The sequence below is a fragment of the Rheinheimera lutimaris genome (assembly GCF_013283795.1).
Lineage (GTDB): Bacteria > Pseudomonadota > Gammaproteobacteria > Enterobacterales > Alteromonadaceae > Alishewanella > Alishewanella lutimaris.
In genome coordinates this window covers 51,420-76,902 of the sequence record NZ_JABSOD010000010.1, presented here as the reverse complement: position 1 = coordinate 76,902, position 25,483 = coordinate 51,420, and the positions used below count along the sequence as shown (strand labels likewise).

The following is a 25,483-nucleotide window of genomic DNA, read 5'->3' as shown; positions in this document are numbered from 1 at the left end:
TTTTCAGTTCCCAACCCAATTCAAACATGTTAATAATGTCGGCATTGTAAAGTTTCACATACGATGCCATAAGGATAACATGTGATTGATCTAACTAGATATTCTCTGTTAAAAAAATCTCAGTCACTTATTTTCACCATAGCCGCAATTATGATTTCTCTCGGCCAGTGGGCTGACACAAAAGATATGTTGGTTAGCGGTTACGAAGGTTTTATAACGCACTTTACTGATGAAGTGGAGTTGGAAAAACTCAGACAGGTAAGAGTTGGTGCTAACTTAACTTACCTTGAAACCGTTTTTGGCGACGCACGTCTGATCAAAGTAAAACAGCCTGCGACTGACTTAGAATATCGTTACTATCACGACCCTAAATTCTTGTTAGCATTGGCGGTTCGCGAGCAGCGGGTGATCGGCTATCAAATTGTCAGCTTACAACCCGGTTTTATGCCGCTTGTCGCTTTTTCAGACACTCTGCTTGGCCAGCAGCCGCTGGCTGACTATCAGCCTTTTGCCGGCAGTTTCAGTACAGATACCACCAATTTACGCTACTATCTTGAACCGCAGACGCTTGGGCGGGAAGGCTTATTCTTCGAGCGTCAGCTGGGCTTTGTTGAGTACGGTGCGGCTACTGAGCAACACCAAACCGCATTACAACAACTGAATGAGCTGCTGCTACAAGAGTATGACGATGACACCTTACTGCAACAGAGCACAGCCCTGCGCACTAAATTGATTCCCAACGTTTATGCTCTGGGCGAAATTACCCTGGAGCAAGCAGCAGATATGCTGCTTACACGCTATGAATATAAAGCGTACTTTCAGCAAGGAGACTAACTGCTATGCATGCACTAAAACCCGGATTGCTTGGCACACTGATGCTGGTGCAGATTGCCTGCGCTAATGCTACAGACTGGTGGCAACAGCCACCGGCAGATACTGACAGTGCACTCTACGGTTTAGGTCAGGGGCAGACATTAGCGTTGGCGCAGCAACAGGCCCTGGCCGATATCTCCGGTAAACTGAGTACACAGGTATCAGCATCATTGCAAAGAATAACGCAAGACACCGGTGTTGCTTATAATGATACGGTACGGCGCCAGATCAACAGCGCAACAAATAACACTGAACTCAGCCACTTTCAGCTGTTAAAAAGCAGGCAACAAGGCAATAGCGTTTTTGCATTAATTGAGCTGGACCGCCTCAAGCTGGCTGACATGTGGCGCATGCAACTAAGCCAGCAGCGTAACAAATTACAACCGTTGGTGGTGCGCAATAAAATTGCTGATTTTAGCCAATGGCTTGAGGTAAGCCAGGCACTGAATGCAGCCGCAACAACGCGAAACCTCAGCCTGCAGCTGTTTGCACTGGACGGTACGCGGCCCGAGGCTGATTTGCATCATCAACTGATGCAGTTACTGACTACACAGCCACTGAGTATTGCTGTTCAAGGCTCTCAGCCGAAACTGACTCAGGCCCTTCAGCAACAACTAAACCTGCCGGGTCTGTCGCTGTGCCGGATAAATTGTCAGTTAACACTGAGCTATGAGCACAGCGCAGAACACGACACTATGTTTGGCGAATTTGTCAGCGATACGACCGTGCTTATCAAGCTGCAACAACAAAATATGCTACTTGCCAGCCAGGAACTCAGCGCTCAGGTTACCTCTGTTTCCAGCTATAAATCTGCTGATGCCGGTAGCCTTAGCAGCATTATTAATCAGATCCAACAACGTGGTTTGTGGCAACTGCTGCAGTTGCCGTTATAACTTTTTACCGTAAATAAGGACATCATTGATGACTACAAAACAAAAATTCGCTGTTGCTGCACTTGCAGCGTCGTTACTGGCTGGCTGTGGACTTAATGGTGGCGCACCGCAGGTAAGCTCGGCAGCTGTTGTTAACATTCCTATGGCGCCGATGGCACCTACTGCAGATGAACTGAAGCAAGAGCAAAAAGTGGTGCTGTTGCCATTTGAGATGAGTGAACAACTACACGCCATTGCCGCAGCTAACGGCTATGCCAGCCTGGAGCAAGCATTACTCAAAGCCGGTAATACCGTAATTGAACGCGATATAGCCGCAAAAATGCGCAGTGAATTGCTGGTTGCAGAAAAAACCGGTAAATACCGCACATCAGGCTTACAAGCTGCTGACATCGCCGTTATGGTTAAAGTCGTTAACGCCGATCTGAGCAGCTCTTTTAGTGAACGCCGCAGTTGGACAGATAAAGATGGTGAGCGCCATACGTCGCCGGCCGAGTGTGACTTCAAAGGCAAGACTAAAATGCACGTGCGGGCTTATCGTTTACCGGACATGATCCCGATTGGCACCTATGACTTCGAGGGCTCAGCTACCAGCAGCACTGAAACCAACAACAGCAATTGCCCTATCTCAACGGCCAGTGCTGAAGGTTTGATTGCCGGTGCCACTAATACTGCCATTGTGGAAAATCAATTTAAATTACTAAACGAGTTGGTGCCGCCTTACTACGTGATTGAAAGACGTCAGGTGCCGGGCGATCAAAACAAGGCCTTGTTCCGCACCACGCTAAGCAGCATTAAAGGCGCCAAAGAGGGTATGAAGGTGAATTTCTATCGCCGTGAAATGCGCACTAATCCGCTTACAAAGGAACAAACAGTTGAAGAAGTGTTGCTAACCAGCGGCGAGGTCACCAATACTATTGATGGCAATGGCTCTTATGTCCTTGTTAAAAAAGCAGACGAAATTAATAAGCTGATGTTGGGCGATGTAGTAAAAATAGAGCATGACCGCTGTCCGGAGGGTTACTACTCCTTGCTGGGTAGCTGCCATAAAAGCATGACATTATTCTAAGGACCCCGGTATGAAAAATTATATTGCAGTAGCGTGTTCGGCGCTGTTACTAAGCGCTTGTGCCTCCACCGATAAGAAGATCAGTTACGACAGTTGTACCTATCCGGATGCACCAACTACAAATGCGCCCAGTTGGATTTGTGACCAACCGGCTGAAGGCGTGGTTATGCAAGCAGTGGGATATTCTGCCAAACTGGCTTCCGGCCCGGGTATGATGAAAGATGTGGCCGAAGCAGAGGCCAGAAACCGCCTTGCGGCGTCCTTCAGTTCAGATGTTAAAGCACGCTTATCCAGAGTGACAGATGAGCAACTGACAAATCAACAAGCTTTGTCGACCGATACCATACAGCGGATACAAAAAAGCGTTACCGCCATGGAACTGGTATTTAGCCGTACCTATCGCACTCAGATCAGCCCAACCGGCGGTTTATATGTGCTGGTAGGTATTAATGATGCAGCCTACAAAGAAAACCTGGACAAGTTGCTGAGCCAGACTGTTGATCAGGAGAACCCCGAGCTATACCGAAAATTCCTGCTGCAGGAGGCAGATACTGCACTGGATGATGTAGCGGAGAAAATAAAGTGAAATCAAAACAATGGCCGTTCTGGATTTTGCTACTTGGCTGCGGCATGAGTAACGCCCAACAAGCAGACTACGAGACGTGGAAAGCGCAGCACCTGCAGCGCTACGAATCATTCAGTGCAGCTTACCTGCAGCGCTATCAGGCTTTTAAACAGAAAGTAGAGCAGCAATGGGGTAGCGGCAGTGAGTTATCAGATCAGGACACTTATGTGACCTATTCTGATGATCTCAGCCAAAAGACGGTCATTGATTTCGGTTTACAGGAAATTCGGATAGAAGTGCTTGCGGATGAAAATAGCAGCAGTACCGACCAACTGCAGCAACAAGCGCTGCAGTTGGTCAACCGCAGCATTGGGCAAATTAGTTCTGACGATCCGCTACTGCAAGGGGTGAGCATTCAGGACACCCGAACCCTGGCGCAGGCGCTGATGCCGGAACTACAAACCGGCCAGCTTCTGCCTGTGCATGACACTAAGGTTGAAAATGTCAGTGTTACCGCTACCAGAACCGCCGTTGCTGAGCAAAACTCTGATAACACTGTCAGCAATGACGCCAGCAGTAAACGGGTAAAACGCGTTACCATCCGCCTGGATGGCAAAAACATTTATCAACGCCGGGCACAGCAGTATCAGCCAATAGCGCAGCAGCAAGCCAAATTGTATAATTTGGACCGGGCGGTACTACTGGCGATTATGCAGGTTGAATCCAGCTTTAATCCACTGGCGCAATCACCGGTACCGGCTTTTGGCTTAATGCAAATTGTGCCTGAAAGCGCAGGTAAAGACGTCAATACCAGGATATTTAAGCGTAAACAAGCACCCAGTGCAGAGCAACTCTTTAAAACTGACGATAATATTAAGTTTGGCAGCGCTTATCTCAGCATTCTTGACAGCACCTACCTGGCAGAAATTAAACACCCAACCAGCAGATTGTACTGTGCTATCGCCGCTTACAACACCGGTGCAGGGAATGTCGCCTCTGTATTCCACCCAAAAGGTGAAAAACGAATAGCTGAAGCGGTAAATATCATTAATGAGCTTACGCCGGAACAAGTTTATCAGCGCCTGGTTAACGAATTACCTTACGAAGAAACACGCAAATACTTGCAGAAAGTAACCGCCGCAATACCGCAATATCAAATGTAATATAACAGGGGGCCGTTAAATCGCCCCCGAAACTCTGTTACGCCTTTACTGCCAACCTTCCAATACCACCTTACCAATCGCCTTGCCGCTTTCCAGCAACTGATGCGCAGCGCGCAGGTTAGCAGCGTTAATGCTGCCGGCCGTGTGTTTTAAGGTAGTTTTAATTTGCCCCTGCTGAATCAGCCGTGCTAAATCGGTTAGCAACTGGTGCTGCGCATTCATATCCGGTGTGCCAAACATAGCGCGGGTAAACATAAACTCCCAGTGCAGCGAAATACTCTTTTGCTTCAGTGGCATAATATCAATACCACCGGCCGGATCATCAATCAGCGCCAACTTGCCCTGTGGCGCCAGCATTTCTACCATTTCAGCATAATGCTGCTCAGTATGGGTAAGGCTGGCAACGTGGCTGACACAGCTTAGATCCAGTGCTTTTAGCTGCGGTAATAATGGCTGGCTGTGATCCAGCACATAGTGTGCACCCAGCTCAGTTACCCATTGCCGTGTTTCAGGCCTGGACGCCGTGGCGATTACGGTTACCGTGGTCAGCTTACGGGCTAACTGTAGCAGAACCGAGCCGACACCGCCGGCAGCACCGGTAACCAATAATACCGGTCGCGGATGCTTTAAACTGGCTTGTTGTATTTCCAACCGGTCGAATAGCAACTCCCAGGCGGTAATCGCGGTTAACGGCAATGCAGCCGCTTCAGCAAAGCTGAGGTTGTCCGGCATCAGTGCTACGATGCGCTCATCGACTAATTGCAGCTCACTGTTGCTGCCGGGTCGGGTTAACGAACCGGCATAGAATACTTTGTCACCGGCTTTAAACGCAGTAACGTCTTCACCAACTGCCACCACTTCGCCGGCAGCATCCCAGCCCAGCACCTTGTATTGGCCCGGTTCAGGTTGCGACCGTTGACGCACTTTGGTATCCACCGGGTTCACCGAAACGGCCTGCACCCGCACCAGAATATCGCGCCCTGTCGCCACCGGCTCAGGCAGCTCTATGTCCAATAATGCCTGCGGATCTGTAGCCGGTAATGAGGTTTGATAGCCTACTGCTTTCATTGTCTTGCCCTTAATTATTTATATTCTTGTGCTGAAAACGGCTACAGCACAACGACCCGGTTTCGCCCGGTATCTTTGGCACAATACAGTGCTTTATCGGAACGCGCCATCACATCTGCCGCACGTTCACCGCTGCCGGGCTGCCATAATGCCTGCCCGATACTTACGGTAACACTGACAGTATCAGCCGCATGTTGCAAGCGTATGGCACTGATTCTGCGACATAAACGCTGCGCTACTTTAAGCGCACCACTGCTATCGGTGTCCGGCAGAACAACAGCAAACTCTTCACCACCATACCTGGCAACAAAATCTGCCGGCCGCTTTAAACTGCCCTGTATCGTTGCCGCCACCATACGCAGACAGGCATCGCCCGCGGCATGGCCATAGTGGTCATTAAAACGCTTAAAATGGTCGACATCCAACAACAATACGGCGACCGGCACTTGCCGCTGCGCGGCCAACTGCAGCTCTTTACCTAAGCGTTGATCAAGAAAGCGCCGGTTAAATACGCCGGTCAGGCCATCTTGCATCGATTGCTCGTACAGCAGTTCATTCGCTCTTTGGGTATTAATATACAGCTTATTAATTTCCCATAACAATACACCGAGCAATACCGTCGCTGATACTGTGCTGCTGACTCTGGCGGCATACCAACCGACACTGTAACGCGCACCGGCCAGTAACGTCAAAGTAACATCCAGTAAGCTGGCAAACAGCGCCAGACTGAGCCAAATATGCATCACACCACCCTTGCGGCTGCGTTGCAACATCCACAACAACGCTGCAATATTAACCAGCCACACCAGTATCGCGAAAGGGCTGTGCACTAACTGCTGATAACTGTGGCTGCTGATCAACACCGGCAGGTTATGGCTGAACCAGGTCGCCAGTAGCGCCAACGCTATACCCAGCAACAACGGCAGCAAAGCAAAGTTAAGCGTCCATAACCGGACATCGGCAACAGGCACAGTGCGCTGTTTTGCTCCGCGCTCAACCAATAAAGCCAACAAAATCAGCGCCGGAAAACCACCATGCCAAAACACCCAGATCCAGACTGCACTTTGCTGGCCGGCATTTAATAAACCACTGGCGGAAAACACGCCCGGGAACACCAGCAGCTGGATGGCAACCAGCGGAATAAGCAATAAATAAGCCGATGCCAAAATGCCCAGATGCCATTGCCGGCTGCTGATAAACTGCGACAGCAACAGGTAGCCGGTAAGGCCCTCAAGTAAAATAATGCAGCTGGCATACATGGGTAGAAAAGGTTTAATTTCCGGCAACGGCAAAGCCAACTGCCGGTGCAACAGTAAGGCAGCAAACAACATTATTGCCGCTATCGCCAATGCCAGTTTGGTATGCACTCTGTACTCGCCGCGGTCAAATAAATCTGCCACTACTGTTCCCTGTATTATGGTTACTACGGCTAAATTGAGTATAGCGCTTCATCACTGCCTTGTGACAGCAGATAGCGCTGTGGTTAGGGCATTTGTGCATAAGTGAGCTGGTATCGTTGCAACTTTTTTAACAAGCCTTGTCTGGACAACCCCAACAGCGATGCGGCGCGGGTTTTATTACCGCCGGTTTGCTGCATCGCCCGTGTTATCAAGCGAATCTCCAGTTGTTGTACTGCAGGGTCTAATAACAACGACTCTGTCACCGCCTCTGGTACCGCAGTAGCCGCAGCCACCGCTTCCGGGTGCAATAGGCTGATATCTGCCATGCTGATCACGCCGCCCTGCGCCACTGCTGCCACGCTCTCAAGCGTGTTTTTCAGCTCGCGGATATTGCCGGGCCAGTCACGTTGTAAAAACCAGCTTAGCGCTGTGCTGTCCAGTTTAAGCAATTGGCCATGTTGGCGCTGCAGCTGCTCCAGAAAGAACTGCAGTAGCAGCGGTATGTCCTGGCGCCGTTCTGCCAGCGCCACAGTGTCCAGGGTGATGCCTTTGATGCGGTAGTATAAGTCTTCGCGAAACAGGCCTTTTTGCACCAGCTGCGGCAAGTTGGCATTGGTAGCAGAAATAAGCCGTACATCAATTTTATGCTGCTCACGCCCCCCTACCGGAAAATACGTGCCCTCTTGCAGCACCCGTAACAGCTTTACCTGCATGGGCAGCGGCATTTCACCAATTTCATCGAGAAACAAGGTGCCGTTGTCGGCCAGTTTTAATAAACCCGGCCGGTCTTTGTCGGCGCCGGTAAAGGCGCCTTTAACATAACCGAACAGCTCGCTCTCCAGCAGCTCAGCAGGTATAGCACCACAGTGCACCGAAACAAAAGGCGCGCCGGCGCGCCGGCTCAGGTCATGCAGTGCCCGCGATACCACTTCTTTACCGGTACCCGACGGCCCGGTAACCAGCACCCGTACATCGGTGGGGGCAATACGTTGGATCAGGCTGCGCATGGCCGTCATAGCCGGCGACACACCGATTAAACGCTGCAAGCCGGTATCGGTTTGTTGTTGCTGCTTCAGTTGTTGTAATTCGGTATCTAACTGATGCTTATTCAGCGCGCGCTTTATCACCACCGCCAGTAAATCCGGGTCGACCGGTTTGGCAATAAAATCCCAGGCGCCCAGTGCGATAGCATCCAGCGCCAACTGGCGCTCAGCATGGCCGGTAAGAATAATCACCGGCCGGCGGCTGAATTCGGCTAATGCCTGCAGTGTATGCTGTGGGTCGAATAACGGTGGCAAAGATAAATCTAACAAAATTAAATCAGCGTCAAAGCGGCTAAGCTGCAGGCGCGCCGCAGCAAGGTCGGCTGCAGTTTCTACCTGATAACCACTCTGGCTGAGCCAGCTTTGCGCCAACTGACGAAATGCCGGCTCGTCGTCCACCAGTAAAATTCTGCCGTTAGTCATTTATGTTGTCCTGTATTTGAGTACTCAGCGCTGAGGGTTGTTGCTTAAATTTCAGTTCAAAACTTACCGGCCAACCCAGATCTGTGCGGTGGCAAACGTCGCCACCATGCGCCTGCATAATACGCCGCACTATGGCCAGGCCCAGGCCACTGCCACCGGCACGCTTACTGACAAAAGGTTGAAACAAGCTGTTATGCTGCTGCGGCATAATGGCGGGGCCGTTGTTATGCACGTACAGCAAAATGTCGCCGTTGTCGTGCTGTGTTTCAATACAGATCTGCGCTTGTGCCTGGTTGCGGCAAAATGCCAGCGCATTGTCGGTCAGGTTTATCAGTACCTGTTGTACGCGGTAACTGTCGGCGTATAGTGTCAGGCCATCCGGCACCTTAAGCTGGCATTGCACACCTTGCCAGTCCTGCTGGCTCAGAATAGTTTGCAACAAGGGCTTTAACGGCAACCGGCTGCACTGCAACTGTAATTGTCCGGAATAGCTGAGCAAATCAGCAATCAGGCGATCGGCCCGTTTCAGTTGTTGTTGGATATGGCCGCGTGTTTCTGCCGGCGTAGTGGCGGCGGCCATCGCAATAATATTCAGCGGGTTACGCAGCTCGTGTGCCATAGCGGCCGACAAGGCACCCAACTCAACCAGGTGTTGCTGATCCAGTCGCTTGCGCTCGGCGTCAGCCAACTTTAACGATTGCTCTAAAATGCGGCAACTGCTGAGTAGTAAAGCGGCAAACACCTCTCCCTGTAAGCGGTAGCCTGGTGTCACGTCGTCCCACCCGGTTAACTGATACTGCCAGCCACTGCTATCACGCCGGCACAAAATATGTAAACCGGTGGCGGTGTCGCCGGCTGCCGGCAGTTGCACACTCACCTCGCGGCGCAATCTGGCGGACAGCAAATTACCGGCCCGCAGCGCTAACTCTTGCCAGCTTTGTGCTTGCTGTAATTCTGCACGCCAATGTGCCAGCAAGCTCTCATCCAGCTGTCCGCCTGGGTAAATCAACCGCCGCGCTAATTGTGACAAGGGCTGATAACAAGCAGCAGACAGCAACAACAACAACGCAGAATACAACCAAAGCTGACTGGCCGGCACTGCAGACAGTGCCTGCATGCCCAACTGGCCCAGCAAGGCACTGACCAGCGCCATCAACGCCAACACTAACAGCAGCATACCCAGCCACAACAGCGCTTTATTGGCAAAAGCATTAATAGCCAGCACCTGATACCGCACCACACCGTACACCAGCAGCAGTAAATAACTGGGCAGCAACAGCATCGGATACGGGTACCAGTTCAGTCCCAGCGACGGAAAGACAAAACTGGTCGCCAGCAACAAGCCCCAGCCGCCGGCCAGAAACATCGCCACTATAGAGCGGCGTTTATTGCCGCTGTGTATGCGCCAGCCCTGCCACAATATGAGATGCGCGGCGATACCCAGCAGCACGGTGTAGAGCAAATTCAGCCAGCCAATGCCCTGAAACACAAAAAATGCACTGAAACCGCTGCTGCTAATCACCTTACCACCGCCGCCAAGCCAACTCAGCAGAATGATACTGCCGGTTACGCCGTACAATACCGGCAGCAGCTTGCCCCGTTGCAACCACGCCGGCAGTGGCTTGCTACCATCGGCGACAAACTGCACCGCAAAATGTAAAAAAAACATGGGCATCAAAGGATTAGCCAACACTAACGCTATGCCCAACACCGGCCATTGCTGCACTATGGCAATATGCCCGGCACACCACAGCGCCATCATGGCGGCAAAACCGGCCAATGCCGGCATAGCGCGCTGGCGCTGCCCCTGCCACAATAACCAGCCGGCCAGCAACACGGCGCAGGCGCTGGTAAGTAACATGCTGATCTCAAACAGTAATGATAATTCCACTGTAAACTCTGTTTACGCACAAGTCAGACCACAATCGTAAACCTTGTTTACAACAAGCTCAAGTTAAAAATATAAAACGATGAATATCATACAGATAACTTTAACCTGTAAACCTGGTCAGTATTTTGCTATAGCTTAACAGGCGTTAGTTTGAACAGCAGTGAGAGAGCTTTATGAATAGCAGCGTGTTAATAACTGAAGTACTGGCCCTGGGCCTGATGATTGCCACCGCGCTGGCACCTGCCGCCTGGTGTTATTTACAACAACGGAGACGCTGATATGGAGTTGGATACCGCACTGTTATCACGCTTACAGTTTGCTTTTACCGTTAGCTTTCATATTATTTTCCCGTCTATCACCATTGGTCTGGCGACCTTAATTGCCATTTGGGAAGGCCTGTGGTTAAAAACCGGTAAACCGGTGTATCTGCAACTCGCCAAGTTCTGGATCAAGCCATTTGCCATTACCTTTGGTATGGGGGTGGTATCCGGCATAGTGTTGTCGTATGAGTTCGGCACCAACTTCTCAGAATTCTCCCGCATTACCGGCGCGGTACTGGGGCCGCTAATGGCCTATGAAGTATTAACAGCGTTTTTTCTTGAAGCCGGCTTTCTCGGTATTATGCTGTTTGGCTGGCAACGGGTGGGGCCCAAACTGCATTTCTTCGCGACAGTGGTAGTAGCTGTCGGCACCTGGATCTCAGCATTTTGGATCATCGCCGCTAACTCCTGGATGCATACCCCGGCCGGACATATTATTGTTGACGGCGTATTCCATGTCAGCAGCTGGTGGGAAGTAATATTTAACCCGTCCATGCCCTACCGTTTCAGCCATATGCTGTTAGCGGCCTTTATCACTGCCACCTTTGTAGTGCTGGCAACCAGTGCATGGCAATTGCTGCATACCGAACACAAAACCATGGCCCGCAAAGGCTTGTCGATGACCTTGTGGCTGGCACTGATTTTAACTCCGCTACAAGCCTACGTGGGTGACCTGCACGGCCTGAATGTTAAGGAACATCAGCCGGTTAAGCTAGCCGCTATGGAAGGCATTTGGCCGGAACGTGAAGCCGGCGCACCGCTGCTGCTGTTTGCTATTCCGGACCAGGCGGCAGAAAAAAACCATTTTGAAATTGCTATTCCCAAACTGGCCAGCCTGATTTTAACTCACGACCCGGATGGCGAACTGATGGGGTTAAAAGCCGTACCGGCGGATGAACGGCCGAATGTCGCCATGGTGTTTTTCTCATTTCGCGTGATGGTGGGCATCGGCGTACTGATGATTCTGGTCGCCTTAACCGGCGCTTATCTGCGTTGGCGTGGCAAGCTGTATCAAAGTCGCTGGTTTTTGACCACCTGCAGCTATCTGGCACCCACTGGTGTACTGGCGGTACTGGCCGGCTGGTATGTGGTGGAAACGGGCCGCCAGCCCTGGCTGGTGCAGGGCTTGGTACGCACTATGGATGTAGTATCGCCGCTGCCGGCCGAGCGGGTGCTGTTTTCTCTTACGCTGTTTGTGCTGACGTACAGTTTATTATTTGGCGTCTATCTGTATTTTATGCGCAAATTAATCCGTAAAGGCCCGCCTTCCACTGAGCAACTGCAGCAACAACTTATCGGCGTAAAAGCTGCAGGCTATGCAGTGGCATTAGCCAAACAGATTAAACCGGGACAGGAGCAAAACTGATGGAATTACAATTGGGTTTACCGCTGTTTTACTTCCTGCTATTGGGCTTTGCTATTCTGATGTATGTGCTGCTGGATGGCTTTGATTTAGGCATCGGCATTTTGTATCCGTGGTTTAACACCGATGCCGAGCACGACCACCTGATGCGCTCTATTTCTCATGTCTGGGACGGCAACGAAACCTGGCTGGTATTTGGCGGCGTTATCCTGTTTGGCGCCTTTCCGCCGGCCTATGCCGCTATTGCATCATTGTTATACCTGCCGATTATGCTGATGTTAATCGGCTTAATTTTCCGTGGTGTCGCCTTTGAATACCGCTTTAAATCTAACACCTCACGCCAGTGGTGGAACCGCGCTTTTGCTATCGGTTCCAGCCTGGCCGCCTTTTGCCAGGGTTTAATGCTGGGCGTGTTGGTACAGGGGGTCGACAGCAACAGTATCACGCTGTCCAGTTTACAGTGGGTAACACCGTTCAGCCTGTTTACCGGGCTTGCCGTTATGGCCGGTTATGCGCTGCTGGCCTGCACTTATCTGACAATGAAAAGCCGTGGCGACATTCAGCAAAAAGCTGCCCGTTACGGCCAGCGCCTGCTGTTGTTTGTTATGCTGTCGATGCTGCTGGTTAGCCTGTGGACATTGTGGCTGCAACCGGAGATACGCCAGCGCTGGTTTGGCGGCACACACACTTTGCTATTAATGCTGCTGCCGCTTTTGGCGCTGTTGGCCGCCCGCTTATTGTTTCGCGATTTAGGCCGCGTACAGCGCCAGTTTGCCGCCGACAACGATATCAACCGCCGCCATGAAAGCAGGCCTTTCTGGTTGGCTGCCAGCTTGTTTTTACTGGCTTTTGCCGGGCTGGTGGTTGGTTTGTTCCCTTACCTGTTGCCACGGCAACTGAGTTTTTACACCGCAGCCGCACCAGATGCCAGCTTAAGCTTTATGTTACCGGGTGTGCTGATTTTCGTACCGCTAATCCTTGCCTACACACTGTGGGGTTATCATATCTTCCGCGGTAAGGTAGAAGACTTTGAGGAGGGCTACTGATGAAGCGCCCGCTGCCAAAAATTGTCTGGTTTGTACTATTGTATCTGGCCGGTTTATGCAGCCTAACGCTGGTAGCACTGCTGCTAAAATCGCTGCTGGCGGGTATATAACCGCAAAATGTCGGCCAAAACCTGCTGTTAATCGCATTTAACGGCTGTTTTTACAGCAGCCCCCTTGCGGGGGGCGGTACAAGCGCTCATTATCATTTGACGCAGTGTGTTATACGCTGCCATGTTTTAAGGTAACGAGGGTTTATGCGCTGGCTAAGTAGTTTTGCCATATTGTTGTATTTAAGCTTATTGTGTATGCCGCAAGCTTTCGCGGTGCACGATAAACGCTTATCTCCAATGGCAGAAACCCAGCTACAGGCTATCACTCCGGTATTGCACCAAACGACGTTTAATACCGAACAAGATGCCGGCGAAGAACAACACCCCGCCCTGCCCACTATTGCATTTAAATACAGCCTGCCACTGTACCTAAACAGTTACAACGGCGGGAAGACACTTTCTTCACGCTATTTCCTGCTGTCATTGCAGGCGCGTGCTCCACCGGTAACTTCCTCACTTTAAGTTTTGCAGAGTAGCACTGCTGCTCACACTCATTATTTATTATCAAAACCGGTATGGCCTCTGCGTACCGGCACCCGAGGAAAGACCATGAAAACATTAGCATTATACCCTGTAGAAGCCATTGATCATTTAGTGCAACCGGACGACTTTGACGGCACCACCTTAAGTTCACCTGCACTACATGTCGTAACCGACTTTAAACACAGCCAGCCGAATATGATCAGCAGCACCAGCTCAGCGCGCGATGCGCTGGAAATGATGCAGCAGGAACAAGCCAAACTAAAACTGGTCGTAGATAATGACGGTGAAATGGTGGGCCTGCTTCACCTGGAGCAGCTTTCTGATCAAGCCATTATGCGTCGGGTTGCCTTTGGTGACAGTCGTGATGATATTAAAGTGGCAGATTTAATGCGCCCGCGTGAGCGTATTAAAGCACTGGCTTATCAACAGCTGAAACACTGCAGTATTGCCGACGTAGTAAACACGCTGCAATCCAGCGGTGAGCAACATTGTGTAGTGGTAGATCGTGAGTCACACCAAATTCGTGGTGTGATCAGTGCCCAGGATATTGCACGGCGTTTAAAAATGCAGCTACATATTCAACAAGCCCCCACTTTTTTACACATTTTTGACAGCTTGACCGCCTGAGCTATCCCGGTTGGCTGAAAAACACCAGCCGGGATAAAAAAGTGTAATTAGCCTCAATAGCCATTAACGCTATCAGTATCAAAATTGCCAACGGCGGTAAGAACAACAGCAACTTTACCGCCGGGCGCTCCCACGCCACATGCATAAAAATGCTGACAATTAAGCCGGCTTTGAGCAGCATAAACAGCAAAATCAGGCCCCAACGCAAGCCGCCCTGTAATTGCAGATAATCCACCATATACGACATACTGCTAAGCACAAACAACCAGCCCCAGATTTTTAAATACAGGCTGATTGGGTGCTGCTGATTTACACTCTGTGCCATAACGCACCTCACCATAAGTAGAAGAAGGCGAAAATAAACACCCACACCAGGTCAACAAAGTGCCAATACAAGCCGGCAATTTCGACGATGTCATAGCCTTTCTTTTCGTAGTATCCTTTACGTACCCGGTTGGCAATCACCAACAGGTAAATTACGCCGGCACTGACATGCAGGCCATGAAAACCGGTGATCATAAAAAACGCCGCGCCAAACTGAGCTGCCCCCATCGGATTACCCCAGGGCCGCACACCATCGGAAATCAGTTTGCTCCACTCAAAAGCCTGCATCGCTACAAACAAGGCCCCCAGTATCGCGGTTACAACCATTAACCAGAATGTGGCTTTGCGTGCCCCACGATAGGCATAGTTCACGGCCATAGCCATAGTGCCGCTGCTGGTGATCAAGACAAAAGTCATAATGGCGATTAATAACAACGGAATATGCTGGCCGGCTACCGTTAAGGCAAACACCTCGCTGGTATTGGGCCATGCAACGGTGGTCGACATCCGCACATTCATATAGCCAACCAGAAATATACTGAAGATAAAAGTATCACCCAGCAGAAAAATCCACATCATCAGCTTGCCCCACGGCATACGGAAGGCTTCTTTATCTGCGCTCCAATCGCTAATCACCGATGGCCAACCGCTCCCGGCGTTGCTAATGTTGTTGCTGTCAGGTGTCATGTTTCACCTCAAAAGCCGCACAAAGCAGCAAGGGTGTTGTAGGTATCGGCTGAGCTGGTTAACAGCGCAAACAGCAACAACCACACCACAAACAAAAAATGCCAATAGGTGGTGCATAGCTGCAAACTGCGGCTAAATTGCACAGGCGTACGGCGCTGCCACCATACTTTAGCCAGCGCCAGCACCCCGGCAAGTAAATGCAAACCATGCACGGCGGTAAACAAGTAAAAGTAACTGTTAGCCGGATTAGTCCGCAGCGCATAGCCTTGTGCCAATAACTGCTGCCACAGCTGCCATTGTCCGGCTAAAAACAGCAACAGCAGCAAGGTGGCCAGCGCCAACCAGGGGCTGACTTTTTGCCGCAACCGCCTTGACTGCCATAGTGCCAACTGCATAGCCGCACTGCTGAGCAACAGCCATAAGGTATTGAGCCACAGCAGCGCAGGATTGGTTAGCGGTTGCCACGGCTCACCCGCCAGCGCCTGAAAATCCGGCAGCTGAGTGCGGCCTAAAAAAGTAATGGTAAACAGAAAAAACAGCACGGTACTGATAGCCAGCATAAACAACAAAGCGGTGCGCTGTGGCCAGCGTTCAGGCGTTGCCTGTAACGCCGGATCCATGCCGGCAGCGTGAGCCAGCCAGGGTTTTTCCCGCAATCGGCTGATTACACTCATTGTTGAGACTCCCGGTATAACTGCTCGTCAGTAAACTCCAACTGCTCATTCGGCACGTTTTGCGGAATAAAATCGGCTTTTACACCCGGCACACTGTAATCATAAGCCCAGCGATACACTACCGGTACCGTTTTGCCCCAGTTACCGTGCCCTGGCCGCGTATGCTCGGTTTGCCATTCCAGCGTAGTCGCTTGCCATGGATTACTGCCGGCCGGCTTACCGTTGCGTAAACTCCATATCAGGTTGGCAATAAATACCAGTTGTACTACACCCACTATAATGGCCGACACAGTAATGCCGGCATTAAGCGACTGCGCCGACTCGGGGATAAAGTCGCTGCCGCTGATGGCAAAGTAACGCCGCGGAACCCCCAGAAACCCCAGATAATGCATTGGCAAATACACGGCATAGGTGCCGAGAAACGTGGCCCAAAAATGAAATTTACCCCAGCCTTCGTGTAAAAAGCGCCCGGTCACTTTAGGAAACCAATGATAAATAGCGGCGAACAACACCATGATTGGCGACACCCCCATTACCATATGAAAGTGCGCCACGACAAAATAGGTATCTGACAACGGCAAATCCACCACCACATTGCCAAGGAACAAGCCGGTTAAACCACCATGCACAAAAGTAAAAATAAAGCCGATGGCAAATAACATCGGTGTAGTGAGATGAATATTGCCGCGCCATAAAGTCAGCACCCAGTTGTACACTTTAAGCGCGGTAGGTACGGCGATAATCAGGGTAGTGGTGGCGAAGAAAAAGCCGAAATACGGGTTCATACCGCTAACGTACATATGATGCGCCCACACCACAAAACTCAAGCCACCAATCGCCACTATGGCCCATACCATCATGCGATAACCAAAGATATTTTTGCGCGCATGGGTGGCCAGCACATCTGACACCATACCAAAGGCCGGTAAAGCCACGATGTACACTTCAGGGTGACCAAAAAACCAAAACAGATGCTGAAATAAAATCGGACTGCCGCCGCTGTAATCCAGTTGCTCGCCCAGTGATAACAACGCCGGCATAAAAAAGCTGGTACCGGCCACTTTATCCAGCAGCATCATAATGGCGCTGACCAACAGTGCCGGAAACGCCAGCAAACCTAAAATGGTAGCGATAAAAATGCCCCAAATAGTCAGCGGCATGCGCATTAACGTCATGCCTCTGGTGCGGGCCTGCAAAATGGTGGTGACATAATTCAGCCCGCCCATGGTGAAGGCGACGATAAAAATCGCCAGCGACAGCAGCATTAACACTATGCCGGCATCTGCGCCCGGAGTGCCCGGTAAAATAGCTTGCGGCGGATACAGCGTCCAGCCGGCACCGGTGGGGCCGCCAACCACAAAAAAACTGGCCAGAAGCACGACAACCGACAGCAGGTAAGTCCAGTAACTGAGCATATTCAGGTACGGGAAAACCATATCTCTGGCGCCAATCATCAGTGGGATCAGGTAGTTACCAAAGCCACCGAGCAACAATGCGGTTAACAGGTAAATCACCATTATCATGCCGTGCATAGTAACGAACTGCAGATAGGCTGCCGGGTCGATAAACGAAAACGTATCCGGAAAACCCAGCTGTAAACGCATTAACGCCGACAATGCCAACGCAATAAGACCAACAAAAATGGCGGTGATGCCATACTGGATGGCTATCACTTTGTGGTCCTGGCTCCAGACATATTTAGTGATAAAGCTGTGCGGATGTTTCGATTCGTCCGGCTGATCCGTAACCGCAATATGGCTCATGGCGCACTCCTTAGCGTTGCGTTTTCACTGCCGGCGCTGTCAGACAGTGAAGCGATATAGGCGATAACAGCGGCATAATCCTGCTCTGAGTGCAGCGACTGCGCCATCAGTTGCATTTGGGCACCATAAAAGTCGCTGTTATGGCTACCGCGCACCCCCTGTTTAAAGTAGTCCAGTTGCCGGCGTAAATAGCTTGCATCAAGCGCGGTTAATGCCGGGGCGTTCATGGCATACATGCCCTGTGCGCGGCTACCATGGCAATAGCTGCAATTGCGGTATAAGGCGCGGCCGCGTTGCAAATCACCGTCTGCGCGTTTTATTTTCGGCGCTGGCAGGCTGTCAATAAAGCTCAGCACATTGGCCTGAGTTTGCTCATCCTGCAGCATATTGGCCATCGCCACCATTTGCGCGCCGTATAGATCACCTTCACTACTGCCGCGGACGCCCTGCTGATAATGCTGCAACTGGCGTTTTAAATACCAGCGACTCTGGCCGGCCAGCGCCGGAGCATTTAACTGTGTATTGCCCTCGCCTGCTGCGCCATGACAAGCGGCACACACCTGATACATTGTCCGGCCCAGCTGTGCATCACCGGCATAACGGTTTTGGCTTTGCAAAAAGGTGGGCTGTGCTGCCAGCCACTTTTGGTATTCCGGCTCTGCGATTACCCGCACTTTGCCGCGCATGGCAAAATGCGCCACGCCGCACAGCTCTTCACACATAATATCGAAGCGGCCTTGCCGCGTAGGCGTAAACCACAGGTACGTCACCATGCCCGGCACTAAATCCATTTTTACGCGAAACTGCGGCACAGCGAAATTATGCAGCACGTCTTTAGAGCGCAGCAGCACTTTGACCGGCTTATTAAGCGGTAATACCAACTCGTTACTTTGCACCAGGATATCGTCTTGCCCGGCAGGGTCGGCCGGATTAATGCCGAACGGGTTGCTGTCGCTGATTAGGCGCGGGTCAACTTCGCCCAATATGTTATCTTCACCCGGCAAACGAAAACTCCAATGCCATTGCTGGCCGACCGCTTCTACTTCGGTGGCATCGGCCGGTACCTCAACAAACTGACCCCAGACATAAAGCCCCGGCGCCAACATGGCGACAATACCAACCGTGGTAAACACTGTTAGCCAGCTTTCCAGCTTTTTATTTTCCGGCTGATAATCCGCTTTGCGGTTTGTATTAAAGCGGTAGCGAAACACGGCATAGGCTAAAAACAAGTTCACCGCGACAAAAACAAAACCGGTAACCCAGAAGGTAATATTGATAGTGGTATCTATCGACTGCCAATTTGAGGCTATCGGCGTAAACCACCAAGGGCTGATAAAATGAAATACAACAGAGCCCAGCACTAACAGCACAAGGACAATAATAATGGCCATACCCGGTGATCCTTAACCTGAAAAATGAACGGGTACTGCTTACGATAAGCTGGTTAAGCGGCCATGCCGGCTAAGGCATGGCTTTAACAAAGCGGCGGAAAAATTGCTGGCTGCGTACCACCCAACCCGGTGTTGCATCCCCGTCACCGGCACTTTGCAACCGCGGATGTTTACCCAGCACTTTTTTCATCACAACTTCCTGCTCAGGCTCAATGTCGATAAACAACACATGCTTACCCTGATGCAGCAGTTCCTGAAAACGCTTAAAGTTAACATTAGGCTGCTGAATACCAATAAAACCGCCCTCCCAGGTACAAAAGCCCAGCACCACTATGGCAAGGAAGATAAACGGGATCCAGCCGGCTGAAGTATCGGTCCAGCCCATAAACCACGCCAACGCCAACACCAACACTGCCCCAACGGCACCAATAACAGCCCCTACTTCAGTGGCATGCACAACATCGCTTTTCAGCACGGGGGCTACTTCATGTAAATGATGTAACCCGACTTCAGCATCATTTTCGCTTAACACATGTATTTGCGGCGTCGCTATACCCTGTGCTTCCAGCTCCTGTTCAATTACGGCCAAATCGTCCAGGTCATCACTGATAAAATAACGTCTTAACATTGCCCGGTCCTCCAAAAAGAAACCTGCTGTTGTAAGCTGCGCACCAAAATTGGCCGCGGGTTTCAATAGCAAAGTATAGGCAGCAATTAACAAAACTGTACACTTTTTAGCCTGTTCATTGTTTTTGTTCAGCTTACTGCGTTATCGTTATGCCGCTGAAAACCGGCTCCCTACCGCTATTGGGTTTGCTGTAGCGCCCGGTTCGGGTTAGGTTGAGGCGCAAAATGTATTAATCTTTTATCCGGGTGGACTCTATGCGAACTTTTACTGTTGCCATATTGGCAACACTGCTTAGCAGCACACCGCTGTGCGCTGAAGAACCAATCAGCCGGGCAGCGGCACCGATGCCGAACGCCGGCAGCGCTTATTTTGAAGCTGAAGATATTTTTGCGCTGGAATACGCCAGTGACGTACAAATATCGCCCGATGGCAGCAAAATTGTTTATGTGCGGGCCAGCAACGACATTATGACCGACAGCACCCGCACCCGCCTGTGGTTACTGGATGTAAAAACCGGCCGTGAGTTACCGTTGTTTGCCGACAAGTTTAACTACAGCCAACCACGCTGGTCGGCCGATAGCCAACAGCTGGCGTTTATCTCAGATATGAGTGGCTCACGGCAAATTCACCTGCATTATCTGGCCGAAAACAAAACTGCACAGTTATCCACATTGCGGCAAAGCCCGTCTAACCTGACATGGGCGCCGGATGGTAAACAACTGGCCTTTACCATGAATGTCGATGCCAGCGAAGCGGATGTAAAGCAACGGGTAAAAAAGGTTAAAAAACCGGCCGGGGCTAAATGGTCTGAACCAGCGGTGGTGCTGGATCGCGTGCGCTATCAAGCCGATGGCCAGGGCTTTTTAAAGCCACAGTTCCGTCAAATCTTTGTTTTACCGGCCAGCGGCGGTACTGAGCGCCAGCTAACCGCCGGCGATTTCCATTATGGTAGTGATTTAAGCTTTACCCCGGACAGCAAAGCACTGGTATTTTCTGCTAATTTGGACGCGGAATGGGAGTATCAGCCACGCGACAGCAACCTGTACCGGCTGGACTTAACCAGCGGCGCCTTAAGCGCGTTAACGACTATGCCAGGCGATGAGTCGGCACCGGTGTTTTCACCCGACGGTAAGCAACTGGCATTTTTATGGCAAAGCAATGCGCTGGTACCCTACAGTAACAGCAAATTAAAAGTGCTTTCGCTTAGCAACAATACTATCAGCGATATTGCGGCCGATTTTGACCGCAGCATTCAAAACCCGAACTGGCTGAGCAACTCAAGCTTTGTGGTGCAGTATGACGACCGTGGCCAACGCAAACTGGCAACCCTTAGCAACAAAGGCAAAATTACCGACCTTACTGCCAGCCTGGGCGGTGTGTCGCAACCGCAGCCTTATTTAAGCGGTCAGTACAGCGTATCTGACAATGGCATCATTGCCTATACCCACGGCAGCAGCCAACGCCCAAGCGACGTCGCTGTGCTGCAAAAAGGTAAAAGCACAGTACTTACTGCATTGAACGAGGATTTGCTTGGCCACAAAAAGCTGGCGCAGGTACATGAGATTACGTACAAATCGTCATTTGATGGCGAAGAAATCCAGGGCTGGTACATGACACCGCCGGATTTTGATCCAACAAAAAAATACCCGCTTTTGCTGGAAATTCACGGCGGCCCGCATTTAGCTTACGGCCCGCAGTGGAGTGCCGAAATGCAGCGCTATGCCAAAGAAGGTTATGTGGTGTTTTATGATAACCATCGCGGCAGTTCTTCTTACGGTGAGCGTTTTGCCATGTTGCTGCACAATAAATACAGTTCACCGGAAGATTACGCCGACCACGACAGTGGTGTAAACGCGATGCTGAAATTGGGTTTTGTCGACGAAAACAACCTGTTTATCGGCGGTGGTTCGGCCGGCGGCATTGCTACCGCTTACGCTATCGGCCTGACCAACCGCTACAAAGCCGCTGCGGTGGTAAAACCGATTATTAACTGGTTAAGCAAGGTGCTGACCGGCGACTCTTACACATATCAAACGTTTCATCAGTTCCCGGGGGTACCATGGGAAAACGTCGAGCATTACTGGCAACGCTCACCGCTGAGTTTGGTTGGCAACGTGCGAACCCCGACCATTTTAATTACCGGTGAGCAGGACAGACGTACACCGATTTCTGAATCAGAGCAGTTTTATCAGGCACTTAAACTGCGCCGGATTGATACTGCGCTGGTACGCATTCCGGGTTCACCACACGGTATATCAAATCGCCCGGGCCGGATGATTGAAAAAGTCGAGTATATGCTGGCGTGGTTTGAGAAATACCGCACACCGTCAAACTAAGTAGTTACACTCCGGTGGCGGCCAGGGTTAACCGATAGCCGACACCGGATTCTGTTTTTAAAAACGCCGGCGCTGCCGGATTTGCTTCTAACTTTTGCCGTAACTGTGCCATATGCACCCGTACATATTCCGGCCGGTCAATGTAAGCTTTGCCCCATACCCGGGTAAGGATCTGGTTGTGTGTCAATACCTTGTCTGCATGCTGCATCAGCAGTAACAGGATGTCATATTCAGTTTTAGTCAGATGTACCGCTTGCCCGCTGCGCTGTACCGTGCGGCTTACAGGGTCCAGCTGTACCTCACCAAAAGCAAATACCTGCCGCACGTCGGCTGTCTTGCGCAAATTCGCCCTGATACGCGCCATTAGCTCAGCAGCACTAAACGGCTTGGTTACATAATCATTGGCGCCGTTATCCAGCGCCTGAACCTTATCCTGCTCGCTGTGCCGGGCAGATATCACGATCACCGGTGTGTCGCACCAGCCACGCAACTGTTGCAGCCACTCCTGACCATCCATATCGCTCAAGCCCAAATCAAGCAAAATAAGCTCCGCCGGCTCAGTCACCAAACATTGCAAAGCCGGCAAACCGGCAGTAAAACTCAGCACTTTATGCTGATGGCTTTTCAGTAAGGTACTGAGAAAGCTTTGCATCGCCGGGTCATCCTCTAATACCAGTATGGTTTCAGCCACTGTTTTACTCCGCGGTATCGGTTGTTGCCGGCCAGCGCAGCTGCGCCAGCATGGTCTGGTTATTGTTGCTCTGCAAACTGAACTGCCCTCCGTGCAACTGCATAACGGCTTTGCAAATAGCGGTACCCAGCCCGGTGCCGCTGTCGCGCTGCGCCCTGCTATGGCTGGCGATAGCATTGCTGACGCGTAAATGATAGTAGCCATTGTCCTGATTAAAACTTACCGATACCGGCGCAGCACCATGACGTACGGCGTTTTCCAGCATATTGGCAAGCGCAATTTCCAGCAGGGTACTGTCGGCCAGGCAATGAGTATTATTGCTAAGCTGGATTTGTAAAGGCTGATGGCTGAGTAACTGCACGCGGCGGCTGATGGCGGCCGATACCACATCAGCGACATCGAGGTCGGCCCGGGCTAAGGTACGCTGTGGCTGCTGCACCCGGCTTAACTCCATCACCTTGTCAAAATGCTCGCTCAACAAGCCGCTTTGACGATAAATATTGCCGGCCTGCTCGCGTATCTCTTCGTTACTCAGCGTCAGTTCGCTGTCGGCCAGCATGCTGGATGCACCCATAATGGTCGCCAACGGTGTGCGCAGATCATGCGAAATGGAGCGCAGCAGCATAGCGCGGCTGTGCTCCAGCTCGGCCTGAAACCTGGCCTGACGATTCTTACCGGCCAGCAGTTGGCGCTGGCGCATATGCTTTTTTGCCCGCGCCAATTCAACACGAAGCCGACCGGACAAACGGCCGATGAAGCTGCCCAATAACAACATAACAATAAAGGTAATAAGATAATCGATATGGTTAATGTACAGCGTGTTATAGGGCTCAACAAAAAACCAGTTCAGCAGCAGCACGCTGCTAACAGTAGTAATAACTGCCCAGCGCTGGCCTGCCTGTTGCGCCACCCAGGTTACCCACAATAACTGCAGCATGGCCACATCGGTAGTATTAAGCAGTGCCCTGGCCGGCAATAGTAGTAGCGCCAGCATTACCGGGACGACCAATGCCAATAACAACAGCAGCCAGATAGAAAAATGCCCGGCGTGGCTCAGTTTCATCGTTTAGCAGCCTTAGTAACGCCAGTACATTGGCGTAAACAGTAACAACATGGTTAAAATTTCCAGCCGGCCCAACAGCATGCCAAACGTCAGCCACCATTTAGCACCATCAGGTAAGGACGCAAAGTTGCCGGCCGGACCAATTACTTCGCCCAGCCCGGGACCAACATTACCTACCGCAGTAGCAGCGCCGGTTAACGCAGTAACAAAATCCAGATTATACATGGATAACACCAGCGCTAATGCCGCTATGGTAGCAAAATACACAAAGGCAAACGCCAATACCGCACTTAGCAGGCTGTCATCGACTTTTTTACCGCCGTATTGCTGTGTCCGTACCGCATTAGGGTGAATTAGCAGGTTCAGCTGTTTCAGCAGCATATAACCGGATAATTGCGTGCGGAAAATTTTCAAGCCACCGGATGTCGAGCCTGAGCAACCGCCGCTGAATGTCAGATAGAAAAACAGCACCACTGCCATGCTACCCCACAAGGTGTAATCCTCCGAGGCATAGCCACAGGTGGTGATCACCGACACCACATTAAACAAACTATGGGTTAGCGCCGAAAACCAATCGCGCTCATCATGTACCATTTGGTAACCGGACAGCAGCACGGCAGCTACCAGTACTATAGCGATAAAGGCTTTTACCTGCGGGTCGCGCAGCAACGCCCACTTATCGCCGCGTACCATACCAACAAACAGTACAAAAGGCAGCGCTGCCAACGCCATCCAAACGCTGCTGAACCAAAGTAACCAGGGTTTATCGTTAAAATGACCAAAGGACGCATCGTAATTAGCAAAACCACCGGTGGCGGCCGATGTCATGGCATGGGTAACAGCATCAAACAGTGACATACCACCGGCATAATAGCTGACAGCCGCCGCCACACTGATCGCCAGATACACCATTAAAATGGAGCCGGATAAACTGCTGCTGCGCGGCAGTATTTTCTCTGAAATATCCGAGCTTTCGGTTTTAAACAGCTTCATACCGCCTATTTTAAGTGCCGGCAGTATCGCTATCGCCATAACAATAATACCAATGCCGCCAATCCACTGCAGTATCGCCCGCCACAACAACACAGCCTTTGGCATCGTATCCAGGCCACTTAACACTGTAGAGCCGGTGGTAGTAATGGCCGACACCGTTTCAAACCAGGCGTCAGTTACACTAAGCCCGGGTACACTAAGATAGAGCGGTAAAGCAGAGAACACACACACCGATAACCAACACAAAGTGGTGAGTAAAAACAGATACCGCTTCTTCAACTTTACCGCACCGCCCGAGCGCACCACCAGCACACCGCCAACACTCAGGGTTACCGTGCCCGCCAACAGAAAGTTCCAGAACGCACGGTCGTGCAGCACAAAGCTTATTGCCATGGTGACAAACTGCGCCACACTGAGAAAAATAAGCAGATACCCTGTGACGCGATAAAAAAAATGCTTGTTTTGAACCTCGGTATCGCCAAGCACAAAAGAATAGCCGGACATCACGATATACCGCAGCAGAAATGAATAGCGCAAGCGTAACGCCATTGGGCCGGCGGGGTTATAAAGCTTTTCTAAAGATTCAGTAGTGCAATATA

General features: G+C 51.1%; 23 protein-coding genes. 10 read left to right on the top strand and 13 right to left on the bottom strand.

Annotation, left to right across the window (positions count from 1 at the left end):
* Positions 1-150: 150 nt before the first annotated feature.
* Genes HRH59_RS11675 through HRH59_RS11655 form a run of 5 tightly spaced genes read left to right on the top strand, consistent with a single transcriptional unit; the run spans position 151 to position 4,560 of the window.
* Complete coding sequence (locus HRH59_RS11675; protein WP_173501443.1) at positions 151-834, top strand: ETEC_3214 domain-containing protein; 684 nt, start codon at positions 151-153, stop codon at positions 832-834.
* Positions 835-839: 5 nt separating this feature from the next.
* Complete coding sequence (locus tag HRH59_RS11670) at positions 840-1,766, top strand: LPP20 family lipoprotein (protein WP_173501442.1); 927 nt, start codon at positions 840-842, stop codon at positions 1,764-1,766.
* Between the two features lie 28 nt (positions 1,767-1,794).
* Entirely contained in the window at positions 1,795-2,832 is a 1,038-nt protein-coding gene (locus tag HRH59_RS11665) for a hypothetical protein (protein ID WP_173501441.1), read from the top strand.
* 10 nt (positions 2,833-2,842) lie between these two features.
* Positions 2,843-3,418 (top strand): LPP20 family lipoprotein, encoded by a 576-nt coding sequence (locus HRH59_RS11660; protein ID WP_173501440.1) that lies wholly within the window; start codon positions 2,843-2,845, stop codon positions 3,416-3,418.
* The gene (locus HRH59_RS11655) at positions 3,415-4,560 is read left to right on the top strand and encodes a transglycosylase SLT domain-containing protein (protein WP_173501439.1); all 1,146 of its coding nucleotides are present in this window, start codon (positions 3,415-3,417) and stop codon (positions 4,558-4,560) included. The genes HRH59_RS11660 and HRH59_RS11655 overlap by 4 nt, the downstream gene beginning before the upstream one ends.
* Before the next feature lie 45 nt (positions 4,561-4,605).
* On the opposite strand, the gene HRH59_RS11650 is transcribed toward HRH59_RS11655, so the two are convergent.
* From HRH59_RS11650 to HRH59_RS11635, 4 genes are all read right to left on the bottom strand, one after another.
* Positions 4,606-5,628, bottom strand: coding sequence for a zinc-binding alcohol dehydrogenase family protein (locus HRH59_RS11650; RefSeq protein WP_173501438.1), 1,023 nt, complete (start codon positions 5,626-5,628; stop codon positions 4,606-4,608).
* Positions 5,629-5,669: 41 nt separating this feature from the next.
* Complete coding sequence (locus HRH59_RS11645) at positions 5,670-7,028, bottom strand: sensor domain-containing diguanylate cyclase (protein ID WP_218573504.1); 1,359 nt, start codon at positions 7,026-7,028, stop codon at positions 5,670-5,672.
* An 83-nt stretch (positions 7,029-7,111) separates the two neighbouring features.
* Positions 7,112-8,494: a sigma-54-dependent transcriptional regulator gene (locus tag HRH59_RS11640; protein ID WP_173501437.1), complete on the bottom strand. Its 1,383-nt coding sequence runs from the start codon at positions 8,492-8,494 to the stop codon at positions 7,112-7,114.
* On the bottom strand, positions 8,487-10,385 hold the full coding sequence (locus HRH59_RS11635) for a sensor histidine kinase (protein WP_173501436.1): 1,899 nt from the start codon (positions 10,383-10,385) through the stop codon (positions 8,487-8,489). The genes HRH59_RS11640 and HRH59_RS11635 overlap by 8 nt, the downstream gene beginning before the upstream one ends.
* A 279-nt stretch (positions 10,386-10,664) precedes the next feature.
* Here HRH59_RS11635 and HRH59_RS11630 point away from each other — a divergent pair, with 279 nt between their 5' ends.
* The 4 genes from HRH59_RS11630 to HRH59_RS11615 all read left to right on the top strand — a co-directional run bounded on the left by HRH59_RS11630 (position 10,665) and on the right by HRH59_RS11615 (position 14,334).
* On the top strand, positions 10,665-12,071 hold the full coding sequence (locus HRH59_RS11630; protein ID WP_173501435.1) for a cytochrome ubiquinol oxidase subunit I: 1,407 nt from the start codon (positions 10,665-10,667) through the stop codon (positions 12,069-12,071).
* A complete protein-coding gene (cydB, locus tag HRH59_RS11625; RefSeq protein WP_173501434.1) occupies positions 12,071-13,114 on the top strand; it encodes a cytochrome d ubiquinol oxidase subunit II in 1,044 nt (347 codons plus the stop codon). The genes HRH59_RS11630 and cydB overlap by 1 nt, the downstream gene beginning before the upstream one ends.
* Positions 13,115-13,368: 254 nt before the next feature.
* Entirely contained in the window at positions 13,369-13,686 is a 318-nt protein-coding gene (locus HRH59_RS11620; RefSeq protein ID WP_173501433.1) for a hypothetical protein, read from the top strand.
* Between the two features lie 87 nt (positions 13,687-13,773).
* Positions 13,774-14,334: a CBS domain-containing protein gene (locus HRH59_RS11615; protein ID WP_173501432.1), complete on the top strand. Its 561-nt coding sequence runs from the start codon at positions 13,774-13,776 to the stop codon at positions 14,332-14,334.
* A gap of 1 nt (position 14,335) precedes the next feature.
* On the opposite strand, the gene HRH59_RS11610 is transcribed toward HRH59_RS11615, so the two are convergent.
* The 6 genes from HRH59_RS11610 to HRH59_RS11585 all read right to left on the bottom strand — a co-directional run bounded on the left by HRH59_RS11610 (position 14,336) and on the right by HRH59_RS11585 (position 19,801).
* Positions 14,336-14,659: a cytochrome C oxidase subunit IV family protein gene (locus HRH59_RS11610; protein ID WP_173501431.1), complete on the bottom strand. Its 324-nt coding sequence runs from the start codon at positions 14,657-14,659 to the stop codon at positions 14,336-14,338.
* Positions 14,660-14,667: 8 nt separating this feature from the next.
* Positions 14,668-15,345 (bottom strand): heme-copper oxidase subunit III family protein, encoded by a 678-nt coding sequence (locus HRH59_RS11605; protein ID WP_173501430.1) that lies wholly within the window; start codon positions 15,343-15,345, stop codon positions 14,668-14,670.
* An 8-nt stretch (positions 15,346-15,353) separates the two neighbouring features.
* Positions 15,354-16,019, bottom strand: coding sequence for a cytochrome c oxidase subunit 3 (locus HRH59_RS11600; protein ID WP_173501429.1), 666 nt, complete (start codon positions 16,017-16,019; stop codon positions 15,354-15,356).
* Positions 16,016-17,782 carry a cytochrome c oxidase subunit I gene (locus HRH59_RS11595; RefSeq protein ID WP_173501428.1) on the bottom strand — a complete coding sequence of 589 codons (1,767 nt, stop codon included), beginning with the start codon at positions 17,780-17,782 and terminating at the stop codon, positions 16,016-16,018. The genes HRH59_RS11600 and HRH59_RS11595 overlap by 4 nt, the downstream gene beginning before the upstream one ends.
* A complete protein-coding gene (gene coxB, locus HRH59_RS11590; RefSeq protein WP_173501427.1) occupies positions 17,779-19,173 on the bottom strand; it encodes a cytochrome c oxidase subunit II in 1,395 nt (464 codons plus the stop codon). The genes HRH59_RS11595 and coxB overlap by 4 nt, the downstream gene beginning before the upstream one ends.
* Positions 19,174-19,243: 70 nt before the next feature.
* Positions 19,244-19,801, bottom strand: coding sequence for an NAD/FAD-utilizing enzyme (locus tag HRH59_RS11585; protein WP_173501426.1), 558 nt, complete (start codon positions 19,799-19,801; stop codon positions 19,244-19,246).
* Positions 19,802-20,055: 254 nt separating this feature from the next.
* Between HRH59_RS11585 and HRH59_RS11580 the strand changes: the two genes are divergently transcribed.
* Complete coding sequence (locus HRH59_RS11580; protein ID WP_173501425.1) at positions 20,056-22,137, top strand: S9 family peptidase; 2,082 nt, start codon at positions 20,056-20,058, stop codon at positions 22,135-22,137.
* A gap of 4 nt (positions 22,138-22,141) precedes the next feature.
* On the opposite strand, the gene HRH59_RS11575 is transcribed toward HRH59_RS11580, so the two are convergent.
* The 3 genes from HRH59_RS11575 to HRH59_RS11565 are packed head-to-tail and all read right to left on the bottom strand — an operon-like array spanning position 22,142 to position 25,433.
* Complete coding sequence (locus HRH59_RS11575; protein WP_173501382.1) at positions 22,142-22,828, bottom strand: response regulator transcription factor; 687 nt, start codon at positions 22,826-22,828, stop codon at positions 22,142-22,144.
* 4 nt (positions 22,829-22,832) lie between these two features.
* A complete protein-coding gene (locus tag HRH59_RS11570) occupies positions 22,833-23,891 on the bottom strand; it encodes a sensor histidine kinase (protein ID WP_173501424.1) in 1,059 nt (352 codons plus the stop codon).
* 12 nt (positions 23,892-23,903) lie between these two features.
* Positions 23,904-25,433: a TrkH family potassium uptake protein gene (locus HRH59_RS11565; protein ID WP_231702477.1), complete on the bottom strand. Its 1,530-nt coding sequence runs from the start codon at positions 25,431-25,433 to the stop codon at positions 23,904-23,906.
* Positions 25,434-25,483: the final 50 nt, after the last annotated feature.

Coding starts and splice junctions, on each gene's coding strand:
- HRH59_RS11675 (WP_173501443.1), top strand. CDS start 151: ATGATTTCTCTCGGCCAGTGGGCTGACACAAAAGATATGTTGGTTAGC.
- HRH59_RS11670 (WP_173501442.1), top strand. CDS start 840: ATGCATGCACTAAAACCCGGATTGCTTGGCACACTGATGCTGGTGCAG.
- HRH59_RS11665 (WP_173501441.1), top strand. CDS start 1,795: ATGACTACAAAACAAAAATTCGCTGTTGCTGCACTTGCAGCGTCGTTA.
- HRH59_RS11660 (WP_173501440.1), top strand. CDS start 2,843: ATGAAAAATTATATTGCAGTAGCGTGTTCGGCGCTGTTACTAAGCGCT.
- HRH59_RS11650 (WP_173501438.1), bottom strand. CDS start 5,628: ATGAAAGCAGTAGGCTATCAAACCTCATTACCGGCTACAGATCCGCAG.
- HRH59_RS11640 (WP_173501437.1), bottom strand. CDS start 8,494: ATGACTAACGGCAGAATTTTACTGGTGGACGACGAGCCGGCATTTCGT.
- HRH59_RS11630 (WP_173501435.1), top strand. CDS start 10,665: ATGGAGTTGGATACCGCACTGTTATCACGCTTACAGTTTGCTTTTACC.
- cydB (WP_173501434.1), top strand. CDS start 12,071: ATGGAATTACAATTGGGTTTACCGCTGTTTTACTTCCTGCTATTGGGC.
- HRH59_RS11620 (WP_173501433.1), top strand. CDS start 13,369: ATGCGCTGGCTAAGTAGTTTTGCCATATTGTTGTATTTAAGCTTATTG.
- HRH59_RS11615 (WP_173501432.1), top strand. CDS start 13,774: ATGAAAACATTAGCATTATACCCTGTAGAAGCCATTGATCATTTAGTG.
- HRH59_RS11610 (WP_173501431.1), bottom strand. CDS start 14,659: ATGGCACAGAGTGTAAATCAGCAGCACCCAATCAGCCTGTATTTAAAA.
- HRH59_RS11605 (WP_173501430.1), bottom strand. CDS start 15,345: ATGACACCTGACAGCAACAACATTAGCAACGCCGGGAGCGGTTGGCCA.
- HRH59_RS11600 (WP_173501429.1), bottom strand. CDS start 16,019: ATGAGTGTAATCAGCCGATTGCGGGAAAAACCCTGGCTGGCTCACGCT.
- HRH59_RS11595 (WP_173501428.1), bottom strand. CDS start 17,782: ATGAGCCATATTGCGGTTACGGATCAGCCGGACGAATCGAAACATCCG.
- coxB (WP_173501427.1), bottom strand. CDS start 19,173: ATGGCCATTATTATTGTCCTTGTGCTGTTAGTGCTGGGCTCTGTTGTA.
- HRH59_RS11585 (WP_173501426.1), bottom strand. CDS start 19,801: ATGTTAAGACGTTATTTTATCAGTGATGACCTGGACGATTTGGCCGTA.
- HRH59_RS11580 (WP_173501425.1), top strand. CDS start 20,056: ATGCGAACTTTTACTGTTGCCATATTGGCAACACTGCTTAGCAGCACA.
- HRH59_RS11570 (WP_173501424.1), bottom strand. CDS start 23,891: ATGAAACTGAGCCACGCCGGGCATTTTTCTATCTGGCTGCTGTTGTTA.
- HRH59_RS11565 (WP_231702477.1), bottom strand. CDS start 25,433: ATGGCGTTACGCTTGCGCTATTCATTTCTGCTGCGGTATATCGTGATG.